Source organism: Streptomyces sp. NPDC046261 (genome assembly GCF_040646235.1).
In the GTDB taxonomy this organism is placed as follows: domain Bacteria; phylum Actinomycetota; class Actinomycetes; order Streptomycetales; family Streptomycetaceae; genus Streptomyces.
Genome location: NZ_JBEYZU010000012.1, coordinates 137,833 through 154,160 on the forward strand (window position 1 = coordinate 137,833; position 16,328 = coordinate 154,160).

Annotated in this window: 17 protein-coding genes; 7 read left to right on the plus strand and 10 right to left on the minus strand. The window is 72.6% G+C overall.

The genetic code is table 11. The features are described 5' to 3' along the window. Nucleotides 1-37: 37 nt before the first annotated feature. On the minus strand, nucleotides 38-901 hold the full coding sequence (locus tag ABZ956_RS21495; protein ID WP_361895883.1) for a hypothetical protein: 864 nt from the start codon (nucleotides 899-901) through the stop codon (nucleotides 38-40). A 126-nt stretch (nucleotides 902-1,027) separates the two neighbouring features. On the opposite strand from ABZ956_RS21495, the gene ABZ956_RS21500 reads away from it, so the two are divergent. Next, nucleotides 1,028-1,699 (plus strand): DUF4232 domain-containing protein, encoded by a 672-nt coding sequence (locus ABZ956_RS21500; RefSeq protein WP_361895886.1) that lies wholly within the window; start codon nucleotides 1,028-1,030, stop codon nucleotides 1,697-1,699. Nucleotides 1,700-1,771: 72 nt separating this feature from the next. Here ABZ956_RS21500 and ABZ956_RS21505 read toward each other — a convergent pair whose 3' ends face one another. Beyond that, the gene (locus tag ABZ956_RS21505) at nucleotides 1,772-2,347 is read right to left on the minus strand and encodes a TetR family transcriptional regulator (RefSeq protein ID WP_361895888.1); all 576 of its coding nucleotides are present in this window, start codon (nucleotides 2,345-2,347) and stop codon (nucleotides 1,772-1,774) included. A 170-nt stretch (nucleotides 2,348-2,517) separates the two neighbouring features. Between ABZ956_RS21505 and ABZ956_RS21510 the strand changes: the two genes are divergently transcribed. Further along, nucleotides 2,518-3,273, plus strand: coding sequence for a ferritin-like domain-containing protein (locus ABZ956_RS21510; RefSeq protein WP_361895891.1), 756 nt, complete (start codon nucleotides 2,518-2,520; stop codon nucleotides 3,271-3,273). A gap of 277 nt (nucleotides 3,274-3,550) precedes the next feature. On the opposite strand, the gene ABZ956_RS21515 is transcribed toward ABZ956_RS21510, so the two are convergent. Further along, nucleotides 3,551-3,982 (minus strand): nuclear transport factor 2 family protein, encoded by a 432-nt coding sequence (locus ABZ956_RS21515; protein WP_361895893.1) that lies wholly within the window; start codon nucleotides 3,980-3,982, stop codon nucleotides 3,551-3,553. Between the two features lie 98 nt (nucleotides 3,983-4,080). Here ABZ956_RS21515 and ABZ956_RS21520 point away from each other — a divergent pair, with 98 nt between their 5' ends. Together ABZ956_RS21520 and ABZ956_RS21525 are read left to right on the plus strand one after the other, a co-directional pair. Further along, the gene (locus ABZ956_RS21520; RefSeq protein ID WP_361895896.1) at nucleotides 4,081-4,644 is read left to right on the plus strand and encodes a PadR family transcriptional regulator; all 564 of its coding nucleotides are present in this window, start codon (nucleotides 4,081-4,083) and stop codon (nucleotides 4,642-4,644) included. 183 nt (nucleotides 4,645-4,827) lie between these two features. Next, entirely contained in the window at nucleotides 4,828-6,048 is a 1,221-nt protein-coding gene (locus ABZ956_RS21525) for a beta-ketoacyl-[acyl-carrier-protein] synthase family protein (protein WP_361895899.1), read from the plus strand. Between the two features lie 60 nt (nucleotides 6,049-6,108). Here the strand turns inward: ABZ956_RS21525 and ABZ956_RS21530 are convergent, their stop codons facing one another. Beyond that, nucleotides 6,109-6,342 carry a hypothetical protein gene (locus tag ABZ956_RS21530; protein WP_361895902.1) on the minus strand — a complete coding sequence of 78 codons (234 nt, stop codon included), beginning with the start codon at nucleotides 6,340-6,342 and terminating at the stop codon, nucleotides 6,109-6,111. A 560-nt stretch (nucleotides 6,343-6,902) separates the two neighbouring features. Between ABZ956_RS21530 and ABZ956_RS21535 the strand changes: the two genes are divergently transcribed. Continuing rightward, nucleotides 6,903-7,850 (plus strand): glycosyltransferase, encoded by a 948-nt coding sequence (locus ABZ956_RS21535; protein ID WP_361895905.1) that lies wholly within the window; start codon nucleotides 6,903-6,905, stop codon nucleotides 7,848-7,850. 28 nt (nucleotides 7,851-7,878) lie between these two features. Here ABZ956_RS21535 and cutA read toward each other — a convergent pair whose 3' ends face one another. From cutA to ABZ956_RS21560, 5 genes are all read right to left on the minus strand, one after another. Then, nucleotides 7,879-8,199: a divalent-cation tolerance protein CutA gene (gene cutA / locus ABZ956_RS21540; protein ID WP_361895908.1), complete on the minus strand. Its 321-nt coding sequence runs from the start codon at nucleotides 8,197-8,199 to the stop codon at nucleotides 7,879-7,881. A 30-nt stretch (nucleotides 8,200-8,229) separates the two neighbouring features. Further along, entirely contained in the window at nucleotides 8,230-9,255 is a 1,026-nt protein-coding gene (locus ABZ956_RS21545; protein ID WP_361895911.1) for a peptidoglycan-binding domain-containing protein, read from the minus strand. Between the two features lie 45 nt (nucleotides 9,256-9,300). Next, a complete protein-coding gene (locus tag ABZ956_RS21550) occupies nucleotides 9,301-9,885 on the minus strand; it encodes a GNAT family N-acetyltransferase (protein WP_361895914.1) in 585 nt (194 codons plus the stop codon). Nucleotides 9,886-9,959: 74 nt separating this feature from the next. Then, the gene (locus ABZ956_RS21555; RefSeq protein ID WP_361895917.1) at nucleotides 9,960-11,234 is read right to left on the minus strand and encodes an APC family permease; all 1,275 of its coding nucleotides are present in this window, start codon (nucleotides 11,232-11,234) and stop codon (nucleotides 9,960-9,962) included. A gap of 149 nt (nucleotides 11,235-11,383) precedes the next feature. Next, the gene (locus ABZ956_RS21560) at nucleotides 11,384-12,634 is read right to left on the minus strand and encodes a GH25 family lysozyme (protein ID WP_361895920.1); all 1,251 of its coding nucleotides are present in this window, start codon (nucleotides 12,632-12,634) and stop codon (nucleotides 11,384-11,386) included. Between the two features lie 332 nt (nucleotides 12,635-12,966). Between ABZ956_RS21560 and ABZ956_RS21565 the strand changes: the two genes are divergently transcribed. Then, nucleotides 12,967-13,791, plus strand: coding sequence for a DUF1206 domain-containing protein (locus tag ABZ956_RS21565; protein ID WP_361895994.1), 825 nt, complete (start codon nucleotides 12,967-12,969; stop codon nucleotides 13,789-13,791). A gap of 87 nt (nucleotides 13,792-13,878) precedes the next feature. Continuing rightward, the gene (locus ABZ956_RS21570) at nucleotides 13,879-14,973 is read left to right on the plus strand and encodes a glutamate--cysteine ligase (protein WP_361895923.1); all 1,095 of its coding nucleotides are present in this window, start codon (nucleotides 13,879-13,881) and stop codon (nucleotides 14,971-14,973) included. Between the two features lie 107 nt (nucleotides 14,974-15,080). On the opposite strand, the gene ABZ956_RS21575 is transcribed toward ABZ956_RS21570, so the two are convergent. After that, a complete protein-coding gene (locus ABZ956_RS21575; RefSeq protein ID WP_361895925.1) occupies nucleotides 15,081-16,316 on the minus strand; it encodes an MFS transporter in 1,236 nt (411 codons plus the stop codon). Nucleotides 16,317-16,328 lie beyond the last annotated feature (12 nt).

Here is a 16,328-nt window from a genome sequence, read left to right on the forward strand (position 1 = left end):
TACCGCGGGGCTCCGCCGGGAGCGGGGCGGGGGCTTCTCAGCCCGCCGGACGGCTCGGCGCCTGAGGAGCGGGGGCGAAGGCGGGGGCGGCTTCCAGCGCCGGGGCGTCCTGGTCCGGTTCGGTCCGCAGCTGAGCGGCCACCGCGTCCGTGCGCTCACGCAGTGCGCGCACGCGCTCGGCGGCCTTGGTGCCCGCCTGGGGGCCCTCCGCGGGCAGGACGGGCACGCCGTTGGCCTGCGCGGTGAGGACCAGGCTGTGCATGACCTCCGCCTGCTGGGCGAGCAGGGCCGTGGTGAACATGTTGGCCCGCAGCGTCTTCTTCATGCCGAGCCCGCCCCGGTAGGTGATCTCGCAGGCGACCGTGACGGTCTCCAGCCGCTGTTCGCCCGCCTGCTCCAGCGCGGCGAGCATGACGGAGGCCAGGCCCTCGACGACCTTGGTGACCACCCACTTGCGCCCCGGAAGCATGGGCAGCAGATCCCGGATCCGGTCGATCTCGGCGTCGAGCGCCTCCGTCGTCATGGCGCTGAAGGCGTCGTGCAGCTGGAGGTGGACGACCTTCGACCAGGGGATGTCCTCGCCGTCGAAGCCGACGGAATCGGGGCCGAAGCGCAGTGCTCCGATGGAGTCCAGCGGGCGCAGCGCCTTCGCGGTGATGGCGGGGACCCGGGGGTGACGGCAGATGAGGGCGCCGAGCGAGAACTCCCACTCCTGGTGCGTGGGCGCGGCGGGGGCGGGCAGGGAGCGGAGGACGGAGAGCACCCAGTCACCGGAGGCGTTCGTACCGGCGCGTCCGGCGTCGGCGCCGCGCTGCACGGCCTGTGCGACGTCCCTGCCGAAGCCGGCGGCAGCCGTGCCCACCGAGTCGCCGAGACTCTTCACCCGGTCGAATATGCCCATACCCCTGACCCTGCCTCACCTGCGATGATCCTTGTGGCGGCGACACTCTACCCAGTGATCGCGGTACCGGTGACCAGCCGTGAGCGCCGGACGGCATGAGACGATCGGCCGATGAGGAGGACGGAGTTGAACCGACCGCTCGGCCTGTTGCTCGTGGCCTGCGTCGCCGCGCTGACCGGATGCGGTGCGCGGTCCGGCGAGACGCCCGCCGACCGGACGAAGGTGGCGCCCGCGTCCTCCGCGCCGGACCACCTCGTCAAGGCCGACCGGCTTGGCTCCCCCGGCGTCCGCACGCCCCAGGCCGCGCTGCCCACGGCGGCTTCCGGCCCCCGGAACCCGTCCGGCCCGCCCTCGCGCCCTTCCGAGTGTCACCAGCAGGGCGTCCAGGTGATGGGCGGGACGGTGGACGCCGCCATGGGCCTGCGCGCCTTCGACGTCCGGCTGGTCAACTGCGGCGCCGCGCCCTACACGGTGAACGGCTACCCGAGCGTGCGTGTCCTGGACGAGCGGAAACGGGTGGTCGATGTGACGATCCACCAGGACGTCAAGGCCGGCGGCCGCAGCGACGCCGGGGAGGCCGCGCCGCGGCCGGTGAGGCTGCGGCCCGGGCAGGCGGCGGTGGCGGTGGTGATGTGGCGCAACACCTACGACGACCCCAGCCGGCCACCCGTGCGCGGCACTTACCTGAACGTGGCCCCGGCCGCCGACGCTCCCTGGCAGACGCTCACCCCGGACGGTGGCGTGGACCTGGGCAGCACCGGAAAGCTGACGGTCGGCCCCTGGAGGCCCGCCCCCTGACAGAGCCGGCGGCGCCGTCGACAGGTGATGACGGCCCGTTCCACCGGGCGAACGTTCGCGGCCGGGCCCGGCTCAGGGTGTCACGATGCGCTCGACCGCGGCGGTGACGAGTTGGTCGCGCTCGGCTTCCGAGAACACGCCCGGCAGGGTGAGCTGTTCGACGATGAGCCAGTTGAACGCCAGGTACAGCAGTCGGACGGCGGTCGCGTCGCCGGGCAGTCCGGATGCCTCGTGGTACGCCACGTTGGCGTCGATGTCCGCACGCACGCGTTCGGTCAGCAGCGCGCTCAGCTCCGGGCGCCGGGTCGCCTCCAGGCGTAGTTCGAGCAGCGCCAGGTAGCCGGTACGGAAGGCGCTGACGCGGCCGACGACCTCGCGCATCAGCATCGCGTAGGTCTCGCGGTCCGGTGTGCTCGCCCGCTGCCGGGCGATCGTCGCCTCGTCGGGCTGGAGCCGTTCGTAGACCCGGGCACCTGCCTGGATCAGCAGACCGTCGCGGTTGGGGAAATAGTTGGAGGCCGTGCCGGTGGGTACACCGGCCTCGGTGTCCACCGCCCGGAAGGTCAGGCCCCGGGCGCCGTCCCGTGCCAGTACCTCGATGGCGGCGTCGACGAGGGCCACCCTCCGTTCGACGTTTCGGCGCACCATGGATACCACTCCGATCGCAGTACTACGCTCTGACCACTACGGTCAGAGTAGTATATGCGGAGCCTGCTGGATCACCGCGTGACGCGCCCGAGACGGATTCGGAACAAACGTTTGGTTGACTCGTCCGCGGAGTGAGGCGATGGCACGACAGGCAGGGGCGGTACGACCACATGAGCGCAGGGGGATTCGCCGAGTGGACGGCGCACTTCATCGCGGAGGCGGAACACCGGCGTGGCGTCGGCGACCCTGACTGGGCGCAGGGTGCCGCCCTGCCCGACGCGGTGTGGCGGAGCCTGCAGCGCTTCCAGGTCGGTGAGAACGGTGACGGGGCGAACCTGATCGGCAAGGCGGACGGGGCAGGGGACGCCGACTACGCCGAGGCGGTCCGTCTGTTCGTCGCCGAGGAACGGAACCACGCGCGCCTGCTGGCGCTGTTGCTGGCCGCCGGCGGGCAGCCCACCATCGACACGTGCTGGAGCGACCGGGTGTTCGTCCGGCTGCGCCGGTTGCTCGGGCTGCGCATGGAGTTGATGACGTTGATGGTCGCGGAGCTCGTGGCCGTGCGCTACTACCGCGCTGTCCGCGACGGTTGCGGGGATCCGCTGGTGTCGGACGTGGCGGCCCGCATCCTGGCGGACGAGGAGCGCCACATCCCGTTCCACTGCCGCCGCCTACGCGCGTCCGTCGCCGAGCTGCCGGGACGGCCGCTGCGCCGGCTGACGATGACGGGCTGGCGCGGCCTGGTCCTCGGCGCGACGGTGTTCGTCGCTTTGGACCACGGCCCGGCCCTGGGGCGCCTGGGAGTGGGGCGCGGGCGCTTCGTGGCCGACGTGCTGGCCTCGACGAACGGAACGGTCGAGGACGTCCTGGACGCCGCGCGGCCCTTGGACGTCCCGATGCCCCGGGTCGGCTCCGGCACGTCATGACCCCCGTTCGGCTCCGGCACGTCATGACCCGCGTGTCAGCGGGGCAGCCGAGTCGGCCGCCCGCACGGGGGCGTCGTGCGGGCATGCCACCGCGTGGGCCCGGGCGTTGATGCCGGCGTCGAGGAACGCGGCGAGACACATCAGCACAATAGCCAGCCTGTCCCATCGAGGTCGCTTCATGGGCCCCACACTTGCCTCCGGCAAGTGCTCGGTGCCAGAGCGCCGTAGTGCGAACGGCGTAGGACCGGACCGTCATCGGAGCGACCCGTTCCTCCCTCTACCGAGCGCCGGCGTCCGGGAGAAGGCCGTCGGCGACCAGGCCGGCGAGGACCGCCTCTCCGAGGACCCGCACCGCGGACTGCGGGCGGACCATCACCGTGAACTCCTTGATCCTCCCCTCCTCGTCGAAGTGCAGGAGGTCGATGCCGTGGATCTCCTTGCCGTTCACGGTCGTACGGAAGAGCAGGATCGCCGACGGGGCTTCGACACCGTCGGCGCTCGTCTGCGCGGCGCCGTCGAAGTGGCCTATGTAGCGGAAGTCCTCGAAGGTGCGCAGGAGGACGCCGAGGAGGCCCATCACCATCGGCTTGCCCTCGAACGGGGTGAACTTCACCGGACTGTAGAAACGGATGTTCTCGGCGAACAGGCCGTTCAGGGAAGCGAGATCGCGGCTCTCGACGGCAGCGCGGAAGCGGTCTGCGGGTGCCATGGGCTCGGACCCTCCTCGATAGTCACCAATATGATTACTCACTTTATTGAGTATCATGCCGGGAGGTTCTGCCGATAGAGGCGAGGAGGGGCGGACCGATGGCTTTGCGTCACGCCGTACTGGCGGCACTGCTGAACGAGGAGTTGAGCGGCTATCAGCTGGCCAAGACCTTCGACGCGGGCGTGGCGAACTTCTGGCACGCACTGCCCCAGCAGCTGTACACCGAGCTGACGAAGCTGGAGAAGGAGGGGCTGGTCGTGGGCCGGGAGGTGGTCCAGGACACCCGGCCCAACAAACGCCTGTTCAAGGTCACCGACGCCGGTCTCGCCGAGATGGAACGGTTCGCGGCCACCGCGGCCAAGCCCTCGTTCATCCGCGACGACCTGCTCGTCAAGGTCCAGGCCGCCGACCACGTCGACGCCGGCGAGCTGATCACACGCCTCACCGAACGGGCCGCCTTCGCCGAGGCCAAGATCGAGCTGTTCGGCGCACTGCTGCGCAAGATGCGCGGCGACCGCGCCGAGGAGGAGTTCCTGCGCCACGGCGAGCGCGTCGGCCCGTACCTGACCTGCCTGCGCGGCCTCGCCTTCGAGCGGGGCAACCGGGACTGGTGCGAGCTCACCGCGGCGATTCTGCGGGAGAGGCAGCGCTCCAGCCGCTGAGGAGGCAGGCGTCGATCATGACAGTGTATGGCCGAACCCCATAAATCCCCGGCTCCGGACTCCGTGGATCACAACACCTGATCACCCGTCATTCGCTTGGCAAAGTGGCAGGTGAGTCGATCGCTTCCCGCGGCCCGACCACGGCGCGGGATGTGTATCTCTACGACAAAGGGGGTTCCTCTCATGAGTGCCGACACCGCAGTGGTGGTGACAGGGCTCGGGGCCACGACGCCGCTCGGCGGGGACGTCGCCTCGACCTGGTCCGGGATGCTGGCCGGGCACTCCGGCATCAGCCCGATCGAGGAGGAGTGGGCGGCCGCCCTGCCCGTGCGGATCGCGGGCAGGCTCAAAGTCGAACCGACCGAGGTTCTGGACCGGGTGCAGGCCCGCCGCATGGACCGTTGTGAGCAGATAGCGCTCGTCGCCGCGCGCGAGGCATGGGCCGACGCCGGGGAGCCCGACGTCGAACCCGAGCGGCTGGCCGTCGTGATCGGCACGGGCACCGGTGGCGCGTTGACCATGCTCGGCCAGGACGACGTCCTGGAGACCTCCGGAGTGCGGCGCGTCTCGCCCCACACCGTCCCCATGCTGATGGCGAACGGTCCCGCCGCCTGGGTCAGCATCGACCTCGGCGCCCGCGGCGGCGCCCACACCCCGGTCAGCGCCTGCGCCTCGGGTGCCGAGGCGATCGCGACGGGCCTGGACCTGATCCGTCTCGGCCGGGCCGACGTGGTCGTGGCCGGCGGCACCGAGGCGTGCGTCCATCCGCTGCCACTGGCCGGGTTCGCGCAGGCCAAGGCCCACTCGACGCGCAATGACGAGCCCGGGCGGGCCTCCCGGCCCTTCGACGTCGACCGGGACGGGTTCGTCATCGGCGAGGGGTCCGTCGTAGTCGTCCTGGAACGCGCCGAATTCGCCGCCGCGCGGAGGGCCCGCGCCCATGCGACACTCGCCGGAGCCGGCGTCACCTCGGACGCGCACCACATCACCGCCGCCCACGCCGACGGGCAGATCCGCGCCATGCGGCTGGCCGTGGGGTCCGCGGGGCTGACCCCGCTCGCGATCGAGCATGTCCACGCCCACGCGACCTCCACGCCCAAGGGTGATCTCGTCGAGGCCCGGTCCATCGGCGAAGCCATCGGCACCCACCCGGCCGTCACCGCGACCAAGTCCATGACCGGCCACCTCTTCGGAGCGGCCGGAGCGATCGGCGCACTGGCCGCGATCCTCGCCGTCCGCGACGGCGTCATCCCCGCGACCCGGAACCTGGACACCCTGGACCCGGAGGTGAAGCTGGACGTCGTCACGGGCTCGCCCCGGCGAGGCGCGCTCAAGGCGGCGCTGACGAACTCCTTCGGCTTCGGCGGTCACAACGCCTCGCTCGTGTTCACCCCCGCCCCCTGATCCGGAGCCGGCTGTCTTCGCATCGCCCCGGACGGCCCCCGGGTACGCCCCGGGGGCCGCTCAGGCGTGATCGGTGAGTTCCGTGTAGCCCTTCTTCCGTGCGCAATGGGCGCAGCAGAAGAACTTGCCGTCGGTCTCGTGGCCGTGGCCCAGGATGCGGCATCCGCAGTTGTCACAGATCGGCGCGAGCTTGTAGGCCGCGCACTCGAAGCTGTCGAAGACATGGACCGCGCCTGCCGCGTGCACTTCGAAAGCCATGCCGTAGTCGTTTCCGCATACCTCGCACTGCGCCATGCCGCACCTCTCCTGGCCGGGTCGCCCGCCGGGACACCCTCGCGGTCCGGCGCTCGCTCGCCAGGATGCATCCGGCGGGCCCCCGTGCCCCGCAGCGCCACGGTGCGGCCGGGCGAACATCGCCCGTATCGCCCGTACGGCCGGACGCGGGCGGTCGCTGCCCCGCTCGGCCAGCGCCCCGGGTCGCGGCCGGTGGCGGCACGCCTTAGATTGCCACTGGGCGCATCATCGTCTTGCGTTCGCGCAACCACGCGCGCGACCCCGACGGCTCTGACGGAGTTCTCCGCGCCGCCCGGCGCCGAGGCCCGGGCCGCCGGCCTCGCGCAGGAAGGCATCGCCGGCGCCGGCTCGTACGCCCGGCGCCGACCGGTACCGCTTCGGTACGGGTCGTTCAGCCATCGGGATTCGTTCACATCCACCACATGCGACAGCCCGGCGGGGAGCGCCTGCCCTCGGCGCGGGCGGCGTCGCCCGCGCTCTGCCCGGCCCGTGCGCGTGGCGCCCTGGCCGTACGCGGCGCGGGGCGGTGGCCGGCGTGAGGATCGAAGGGACTGAGCAACGTGACGATCAAGACTTTTCTCGGTTCCGACGCGGATCCCCCCGAGGATCTCGCCGCGGTCAAAGCCGCTTGCGCGACGGACAGCGGTGCTCCCGTCCGGATATCCGTCGTGGTTCCGGCGCGCAACTGTGCCGCGACGATCGAGGGGGTGGTGGCGCCGATCGTCGAGGACCTCCTGACCACCAAGGTCATCGACGAGGTGGTGGTCGTCGACCACGGCTCCTGCGACGACACCGCCCGGCTGGCGGCCCGTGCCGGGGCACGGGTGGTCGACTTCCCGACCGCCGGGCCGATCACCGACATCCCGGACTCCGGCAAGGGGTCGGTGATGTGGAAGGGCATCTGGGCGAGTGACGGCGACATCATCGTCTTCATCGACGGCGATCATCTGAGGTTCGACTCGTCGAAGGTCTCCCGGCTGATCGGCCCCTTGCTGCGCGATCCGTCCCTGCACCACGTACGGGCCTTCTACGACCATTACGAAGGCGGCCGCACCACCGAGGCCATGGCCCGGCCGATGCTGTCGCTGTTGCATCCCGAGCTGGCCGGCATGCGTCAGCCGCTCAGCGGCGAGCACGCCACCAGACGGCCGACGCTGGCCGAGCTGGTGTTCCCGGTCGGGTGGGGTACCGAATTCGCCATCCTCGACCAGATCAGCCGCCGGCACGGCGCCGAGTCCATCGGCCAGGTGGATCTGCGCTACAAGGAGCACGTCAAGGGGGACTGGGCGCACATCTCCCTGCAGGCTTTCGAGCTTCTCTACGTGGCGCTGCGGACCGAGCTGCGCGCCCAGGGGCAGGCACTGCCCGAGCACTGGGGCAGCGTGGTCATGACGCCCGGGGAGCGTCCGGGTGAGGTCGTCCGGCGCGCCGCCCGGACTGCGGAGTTGCCGCCGCTCGTGGGTCTGCCGGGCTGGCCCGAGCGGGAACGGGAACGCTCCCGTTCCTGACCGGAGGGCGGGTGCGCCCGGCCGGCCCTCAGGGGCGCGTCTCGGCCGTGACCCAGTCCAGGTACGCGGCGTGCCCGCCGGTCACCGGCACGGCGATGACCTCCGGGGTGTCGTAGTCGTGCGCGCCGACGACGAACGCGGTCAGCTCGTCCACCGACGCGGAGCGCGTCTTGAAGTCGATCCGCCATTCCCGCGCCGATTCGACCTTCCCCTGCCACCGGTAGACCGAACCGATCGGGTAGATCTGCGCGCAAGCCGCCAGTCCGCCCTCGACGGCTGCGGCGGCCAATGCCTGCGCCTTGTCCTCGGAGTCGGTGGTCGTGGTCACGACGGCGTGCTCATTCTTCATGGCACAGAGCGTAGAGGCGGTCGGGGCCGGTCAGCCCCGCTGGTCGTCCATGGCCGTCACGCGGGGCGTGCACGACCAATGGCGGAAGTCCTTCGTGCGTTCCCATATGGCCCGTCCTCGCCGGATGCTCCACTCGGGGTCCAGGGCGGTAGCGGGGGCGGCGCGCAGTTCGCGTAGTTCCAGGTCCGAGAACTGGAACAAGCCCCACTCCCGGTTGCCGTCGCGATGGGCCCAGATCCACAGCGGATCCAGGTGCGCGAGACACCGCACGAGGCGCACCGCCGTCTCCGGCTCCTCGGGGAACACCTCGCGCAGCCGCCGCTCCACCTGCTCGGGCGACCACCTGGGAATGTCGGGGCTCTTCTTGTACAGGGCCTTCTTGGTGGGGTCGTCCGCCATCGCGGTCACGGGTACCCCGGCGAACACCTGGAAGGCCGCGAGCCGCATCTTCGTGTAGGGGCCGAAGACGGCGTCGGCCGGCAGGTCGAGTCCATGGTGCTGGAGCCGCTTCTGCAGCTCTTGTACGCACACGTTGTGATCGCCTTTGGACAGTGTCGCGGCGCATGCCTTCGACGAGAGCAGGGGTTGTCCGCTCGAGTCGGCGTTTCCGGCGGGCGCGCCGGGCCGCGCCGCACTCCGCTTCGAGCCCTCGAGAATGAGCATCCACACGCATGCCAGCAGCAAGAGGGCCGTTGCCGCGAGCGCGGTGAGGCGGGCCCTGCGGGGCAGGGACGAGGCGCGGGCACCTGCCACGGTACGGCCGGGCGGGGGCGCCGGGACGGCGGCGAGCCGGTCCCTGGCCTCCAGCCACGCGTCGACCTGGTGGTCTCCCCCGCAGGCCCGGACGAACGTGGCCAGCATCTCGGAGCGGGGCAGTGCCTGCCGGCGCAGGGCATCGGCCAAGGTGCTGCGCGCCAGCACCTCACCCCGGTCGGCGGCGCGCTCCTCCAACTGCCGGTAGGTCAAGCCGGATCGTTCCTTCAGCCGCCGCATCAGAGCGACGAACTCGGCCGCGTCCCGTGCCTCGTGCGGCGCCACATCCCCCTGGCTGGCCATACCCAGCATCCTTGCCGCGGTCCGCGCCGCTTGGCAACGCCCGGTTCAGGATCCGCCGGACACCTCGCCGGGCGGGGTGCGACCGGCCCGGACGGACGTCGCCCGGTACACGACGCTCCGGCGCAGCGGCCCGGCGGGCACGGTCGGATCGTCGAAGTCGTCGGCCGGGTCACGGGTCATGCCGATCCTGCGCATCACCGCCTGCGAACGGAGGTTGGTGGCCGGTGTCACCGCCAGGATCTCGGGCAGGCCAAGCCTTCCGAAGCCGAAGGAAAGCACCGCGAGAGCGGCCTCGGTGGCATAGCCGTGTCCCCAGGCCGGACGAGCCAGCCGCCAGCCCGCCTCCACTCCGGTGAACGGCATCTCCTCATCCACCGGGTCCAGCCCGGCGAATCCGATGAACTCGCCGGTGGCACGCACTTCGACCGCCCACCATCCCCAGCCCCGCCGGTCGAGATCCGCTCGGAAACGCGCGACGGACGCGTCGCTCCGCTCCCGCGTCAGCAGCCCCGGAAAGTACTCGCGCACCTCGGGATCGGCGTTCATCGTCGCCCACGGTGCCAGGTCGGACTCGCGCCACCCCCGGAGGACAAGTCGGCTGGTGCGCAGTTCGGTCGGTTGCTCGGTCATCGCGTCAACCTAGCGGGATCACGTCGACCGGAGCGATCGATTATCCGGGCCCGTGCTCTCCCTGTGGCGTCACCCTACGGGCGGCGGTGGGCGGTGACCGTGCGGCGGATGCCGTAGGCGGTGGCGCCGAGGGCCAGGACGGCGGTGCCCCGGATCACGGAGGACGCGGGCAGGGCGAAGGCCAGGGCCAGGCAGCCCACCAGGCCGATCACCGGAACGGGCCGTGCCGGGCGGCCCTCGGCCGGGGTGAGGGTCCACGCGGAGACGTTGGCGATCGCGTAGTACACGAGCACGCCGAAGGACGAGAAGCCGATGGCGGCGCGGACGTCGGTCGTCGCGGCGAGCACCGCCACCACCGTGCCGACGGCGAGTTCGGCCCGGTGCGGCACGTGGAACCGGGGGTGGACGGCCGCCAGGGCGTGCGGCAGGTGCCGGTCGCGGGCCATCGCCAGGGTCGTGCGGGAGACGCCCAGGATCAGGGCCAGCAGCGACCCGAGCGCCGCGACCGCCGCACCGGCCCGCACCACCGGAGCCAGCCCGCCCGCGCCCGCGGCCCGTACGGCGTCCGACAGCGGCGCCGTGGCGTCCGCCAGCTCCCGCGGGCCCAGCACCGTCAGGACGGCCACGGCGACGGACGCGTACACGACCAGGGTGATGCCGAGGGCGATCGGGATGGCGCGGGGAATGGTGCGCCGCGGGTCGCGGACCTCCTCGCCCAGGGTGGCGATGCGCGCGTACCCGGCGAACGCGAAGAACAACAGGCCCGCTGCCTGGAGCACTCCGCCCCACGTGACGTCCGGGCCGGCGGCCAGCCGCGCGGTGTCCGCGGAAGCGGAGGTGAGGCAGGCGACCACCACGGCGGCGAGCACCGCCAGTACCACGGCGACGATCACCCGGGTGAGGAGGGCGGACTTGCGCACCCCGGCGTAGTTCACCGCTGTCAGCGCCACCACCGCCGCGACCGCCACGGCGTGGGCCTGGCCGGGCCGGACGTAGGCACCGACCGTGAGGGCCATGGCCGCGCAGGAGGCGGTCTTGCCGACGACGAAGCCCCAGCCGGCGAGGTAGCCCCAGAACGGGCCGAGGCGCTCGCGGCCGTAGACGTAGGTCCCGCCGGAGGCCGGATAGCGGGCGGCCAGGCGGGCGGAGGAGGTGGCGTTGCAGTACGCCACCACGCCCGCGACGGCCAGGGCCACGAGCAGGCCGGAGCCCGCGGCGGCGGCGGCCGGAGCGAGGGCGGCGAAGATCCCGGCGCCGATCATCGACCCGAGGCCGATCACGACCGCGTCGCCCACGCCCAGGCGTCGCCGCAGCACGGCCCCCGCGGGCACGCCCTCGGGCACGGTCATGTCGCTTCTCCGCACCGGCGGGCTCGCGCACCGCCCTCGCACGTCCGGCTGTCGCCCGGCAGGATAGACGACCTCCGTCTCCCGGCAGCCATCCCTTCCTGCGCGGCGCCCGGCCGTTCCGGTACGGTCCGCCCCAGCTGACCGTGGACTCAGGTGAGGAGCGCCTGCCAGGTGTTGGGGCCGATGATGCCGTCCGGGGTGAGGTTGCGGGTCCGCTGGAAGGAGACGGTCGCATCGCGCGTACCGGCGCCGAAGACGCCGTCGACCTGCAGTGCCGCTCCATGGGCGTTGAGCAGGGACTGGGCGGCCCGTACGGCGTCTCCGGCCGAACCCGACCGGACCGTGGTGATCAGTGCCTGCCAGGTCTTGGGGCCGATGATGCCATCGGCGCCGAGATTGTTGGCCTGCTGGAAGGCGACGACGGCGGCGTGCGTGGCGCCGCCGAACGCGCCGTCCACCTCCAGCGACGCGCCCCGGGCGTTGAGCAGATACTGGGCGGCGGTCACCTGCGGGCCCTTGTGCCCCTGCCGCACGATCGGCCAGGCGATGGTCGGCGGAGGCGTGTAGTCGCGCTTGGCGAAGGTCTTGAGGTCCTCGAGCGAGCCGTTGAAGACGTTCTGGTCGCCGGGGAACGGGCCGGACCGTGCGGTCTGCCAGACGGTGTAGCCGGACCAGCCCTTGGGGAGCGGGGCGGGCGTGCCGTTGTAGTTGGCGATCCACAGCGGTGACTTCGTCGCGAAGGCGGCCGAGTTGCCGGTGCACTGTGCCCACCAGTCCGTGGTGGTGTAGATGGCCGGGTAGCGGCCGGTCCGGGCGTGGTACCGCTCGACGAAGGCGCTGATCCAGTCGACCATGGCGCTCTGCCCGAGCCCGTAACAGACCGGAGCGCCCTGCACCGGGTTGTGCTCGATGTCGAGCGCGCCCGGCAGCGTCTTCCCGTCCGGCGTCCATGCCCCGCCGCTGTCGACGAAGTTGTCGGCCTGCACGGTGCCGCCGGAGTTGTCGGGCCGGGCGAAGTGGTAGGCGCCCCGCACCAGCCCCGCGGCGGCGGACCCGTCGTACTGCTGGGAGAAGTACGGGTTCTTGTACGTCAGTCCTTCGGTGGCCTTCACATAGGCGAACGAGGCCCCGGCGGCCGCCACGGCGGGCCAGTCCACTGCGCCCTGGTGGCTGCTCACATCGAGGCCGCGTACCTCGGCCGCTATCAGAGGGTCGGCTTGTCTGCCGGTCCGGGCCGCGAGGCCGGAGCCGGCGTGGTGGTCGTCCTCGGGAACGGCCCGGACGCCGGGAGGCGGCGGCGCCGGCTCGCCCGCGCGGGCCGTGCCGGGCTGGACGAGGGCCGCGAGGACCAGGGCACCTGCTCCTGCGGTCAGGTAACGGCGGATCAGGGATGTGCTCAACGGAGGTGTTCCCTTCTGGAGTGCCGGTGTGCCGGTGTGCCGGTGTGCCGGTGTGCCATTCATGGAGGGGGAGCGACATCCGGACGCTATCGACGAGGACATGCCAGGGGCCATCCCGTGGGGGGTTGAGCCGGCCCGTGAACCACGGCGGTACCGCGTGAGGCGTGTCAACCCCGCGGCCGAGGCGGGGCCGGCGGGAGGGCCCCTGTTCTCCACCCCGGGGTGCAGTCGCGGCGCCGTCGCCCGTGCGGGTCGTTTCGCGCCGGGGGCCCGGGGGCAGCTGAACCTACCCATGGCGCGCGGACGGAGCGCGTGATGCGAGAGGCGGCATGATGCGGCGGTGGCCGGACGGCGACAGCGCGCAGGCGGCACGCGAGACGGGTACGGTCGCGGCGGCACGTGCGGGACTGGTGGCACGCGGAGTGCTCTATCTCCTCGTCGGAGTGCTGGCCCTGCGCATCGCGCACGGCGGCGGCGGTGAGCAGGCCGACCGGGGCGGAGCGGTCCAGGAACTGGCCCAGAAGCCGTTCGGCCAGGTGCTGGTCTGGGCGGTGGGCATCGGGTTGATCGGCATGGCCCTGTGGCGGCTGTCGGAAGTGGTCTTCGGCGCGGCGGGCCCCGACGGCCGCAAGGCCCGCAGGCGGCTGCAGTCGGCCGCGCGCTTCGTGTTCTACTCCGTCATCGCCGGCTCGGTGATCGCCTTCGCGGCGGGCGAGCGGGGCAGCGGTGCCGGCTCGACCGACGAGCAGTCCAAGGACATCACCGCCCGGGTGCTGGGCTGGCCCGGCGGCCAGGTGCTGCTCATCATCACCGGCGCCGTGCTGGCGGGCGCCGGTGTCTGGATCGGGGTACGGGCCGCCCTGCGCGCGTACCGCGAGGACCTCGACCTGCCGCGGATGTCCGCCGGCGCGCGGAAGGCGGTGGACGTCCTCGGGGTCGGGGGCGGCGTCTGCCGCGGTCTGGTCTTCGCCGTCGCGGGAGGTTTCGCCATCCAGGCGGCCGCGGCGTACGACCCCGGGCAGGCCAAGGGGCTGGACGACACGCTCCGCACCTTCGCCGGCACACCGGCCGGCTCGTGGCTCCTCACCGTGGTGGCCGTGGGCCTCCTGCTGTTCGGGCTGTTCTCCTTCGCGATGGCGCGCTGGCGGAAACTGTGACGCCGTAGCGGGCGGTCTCCCGCCGGACTATCCCGGGCGGGGTCGGGAAGCAGCAGGACGGGCGGACCACCGAAAGGGGCGGCAGCAATGCGGAGTGTCGGTGTGGAAGAGGAACTGCTTCTGGTGGACCCGGACACCGGAAATCCGCGGGCCGTCGCCGGGACGGTTCTCGCTCATGCCGGGGTGGGGTGCGAGGAGGAGACCGGCGCGGGCCTGGAGAAGGAATTGCAGCGGGAACAGCTGGAGATCGCCACCCGGCCGACGACCGCGATGACGGATCTGGCGGCCGAGGTGCGCCGCCGTCGCGGCATGGCCGCTGAGCAGGCACGGTCCGCCGGGGCCGAGGTGGCGGCGCTGGCCACCTCACCGCTTCCCGTCGATCCGTCGCTGAGCCCCGGGCGGCGCTACCGGAAATTGGCAGCGGAATTCGGGCTCACCGCGCAGGAGCAGCTCACCTGCGGCTGTCACGTGCATGTGGGCGTCGCTTCGGACGAAGAGGGCGTCGCGGTTCTGGACCGTATCCGGCCGTGGCTGGCTCCCCTGCTGGCGCTCAGCGCGAATTCCCCGTTCTGGCAGGGGCGGGACAGCGGATACAACAGTTACCGCAGTCAGGTGTGGGGCCGCTGGCCTTCCACGGGGGCGGTGGAAGTGTTCGGTTCGGCCAAGGAATACCACGCGCAAGTGCGCGCGCTGCTGGGAACGGACACGCTGGTCGACACCGGCATGATCTATTTCGATGCCCGGCTGTCGAGCCGTTACCCCACCGTCGAGATCAGGGTGCCCGACGTCTGTCTGGACGCCGGGGACACCGTGCTGATCGCGGCGCTCGCCAGGGGGCTGGTGGAGACGGCGGTCCGTGCCTGGCACGCCGGCGAGCCACCGGCGCCGGCCACGGTGGGGCTGCTGCGGCTGGCGAGCTGGCGGGCGGCCAAATCCGGCGTCTCGGACCGGCTCGTGCACCCGCTGCGGTGGACCCCGGCCCCGGCGCGGACGGTGGTGCGGGCCCTGGTGGACCACGTCCACGAAGCCCTGTACGACGCCGGGGACCTGGCGTTGGTGCGGGAGTCGCTGGAGCGGCTGCTGAGCGGGGGCGGCGGGGCCGGCAGGCAGCGCGGGACGCTCGCGCGTACCGGCGAGCTGCGGGCCGTCGTCGCGGACGCCGTCGAGCACACGGTGTCCTGAGCCTTCGCCCCGCGGCCGGTCAGCGGCCGCCCTGACCAGGGCTCAGCTTCCCCGCTCGCCCCGCCGTCCTCGCCGGACGCGTCACGGCGGGCAGGAACCGACTAGGTTCACCCGTCGCGGTCCTGCGGTGCCGGGCCCGTCGCCCCGGTCATGGGGCTCAGGGCGACGGTCGCCAGGGCCCCGAGGGCCAGGGCGCCCCCTGTCCACAGGACCGGGGCGGTTCCCCAGCCGTCCGCCGTGAGGCCGCCCACCAGCGCCCCGAGCGCGATCGAGGCGTTGAAGACGCCGGCGAAGAGAGCGGACGCCGCCTCAGGGGCGCGCGGTGCCGCGGCCACCAGCAGGGCCTGGGTGGTCACCGACACTCCCCCGTACGCCACGCCCCACACCACCAGCAGCACCGCGGCGGCCACCAGTGAGCCGCCGAGCCCCGGGACGAGCAGGACGGCCGCCGCGAGGACCGCGCTGATCACCAGCAGCGTGGCGCGCGGGGACCGCGCGGCCCCGGCTCCGCCGGCGAAGTTCCCGGCGACACCCGCGACGCCGTAGGCGAGCAGGAGCGTTCCGATCAGGCCGGCGCCCGCGCCGGAGATGTCCTCCAGTACCGGACGTATGTAGGTGTAGGCGGCGAAGTGGCCGGTGACGAGCAGGGCCATGGCCGCCAGCGCCCTGCGCACGGTGCGCCGCCCCGTCAGCCCGGCCACTCCCCCCAGCCTCACCGCCCGCTCCACCGGCAGGCGGGGCAGCAGCAGCCACAGCGCGGCCGCCACGGCGACGGCCAGACCGCCGGCCGCCGCGAACGCCGTACGCCAGCCGGCCGCCTCGCCGAGGAAGGTGCCCGCGGGCACGCCGAGGACGGAGGCGACGGCGATGCCACTGAAGATCAGTGAGGTCGCGGCGCCCACCGACCTCGCCGGCACCAGCCGTACCGCGAGCGGGGCGGCCACCGCCCACACCCCGCCCATGCCCGCGCCCACCAGGACCCGGCCGGCCATCAGCACCCCGAAGTGCGGCGCCCACGCGGCCAGCAGATTGCCGGCCGCGAGCAGCAGCATCAGGGCGCACAGGACCTGGCGCCGCTCCGCCCGGCCCACGGCGGGCATGACCAGGGGCGCGGACACGGCCGCCACCAGCCCGGTGACGGTCAGGGCCAGTCCGGCGGTGCCCTCACTCACTTTCAGCGCCGCGCCGACGGGCGTGAGGAGGCCCACCGGCAGCATCTCCGAGGTCACCACCGTGAAGGTGGCGGCGGCGAGCGCCGCCACCGCGGCCCAGCCGCGCCGCGGTGACAGCGCCTCTTCCCCCTGCGCCCGGCCGGCGGTCGTACGTCGTGCTGTTGTCGTCATGTCCCCAGGCAA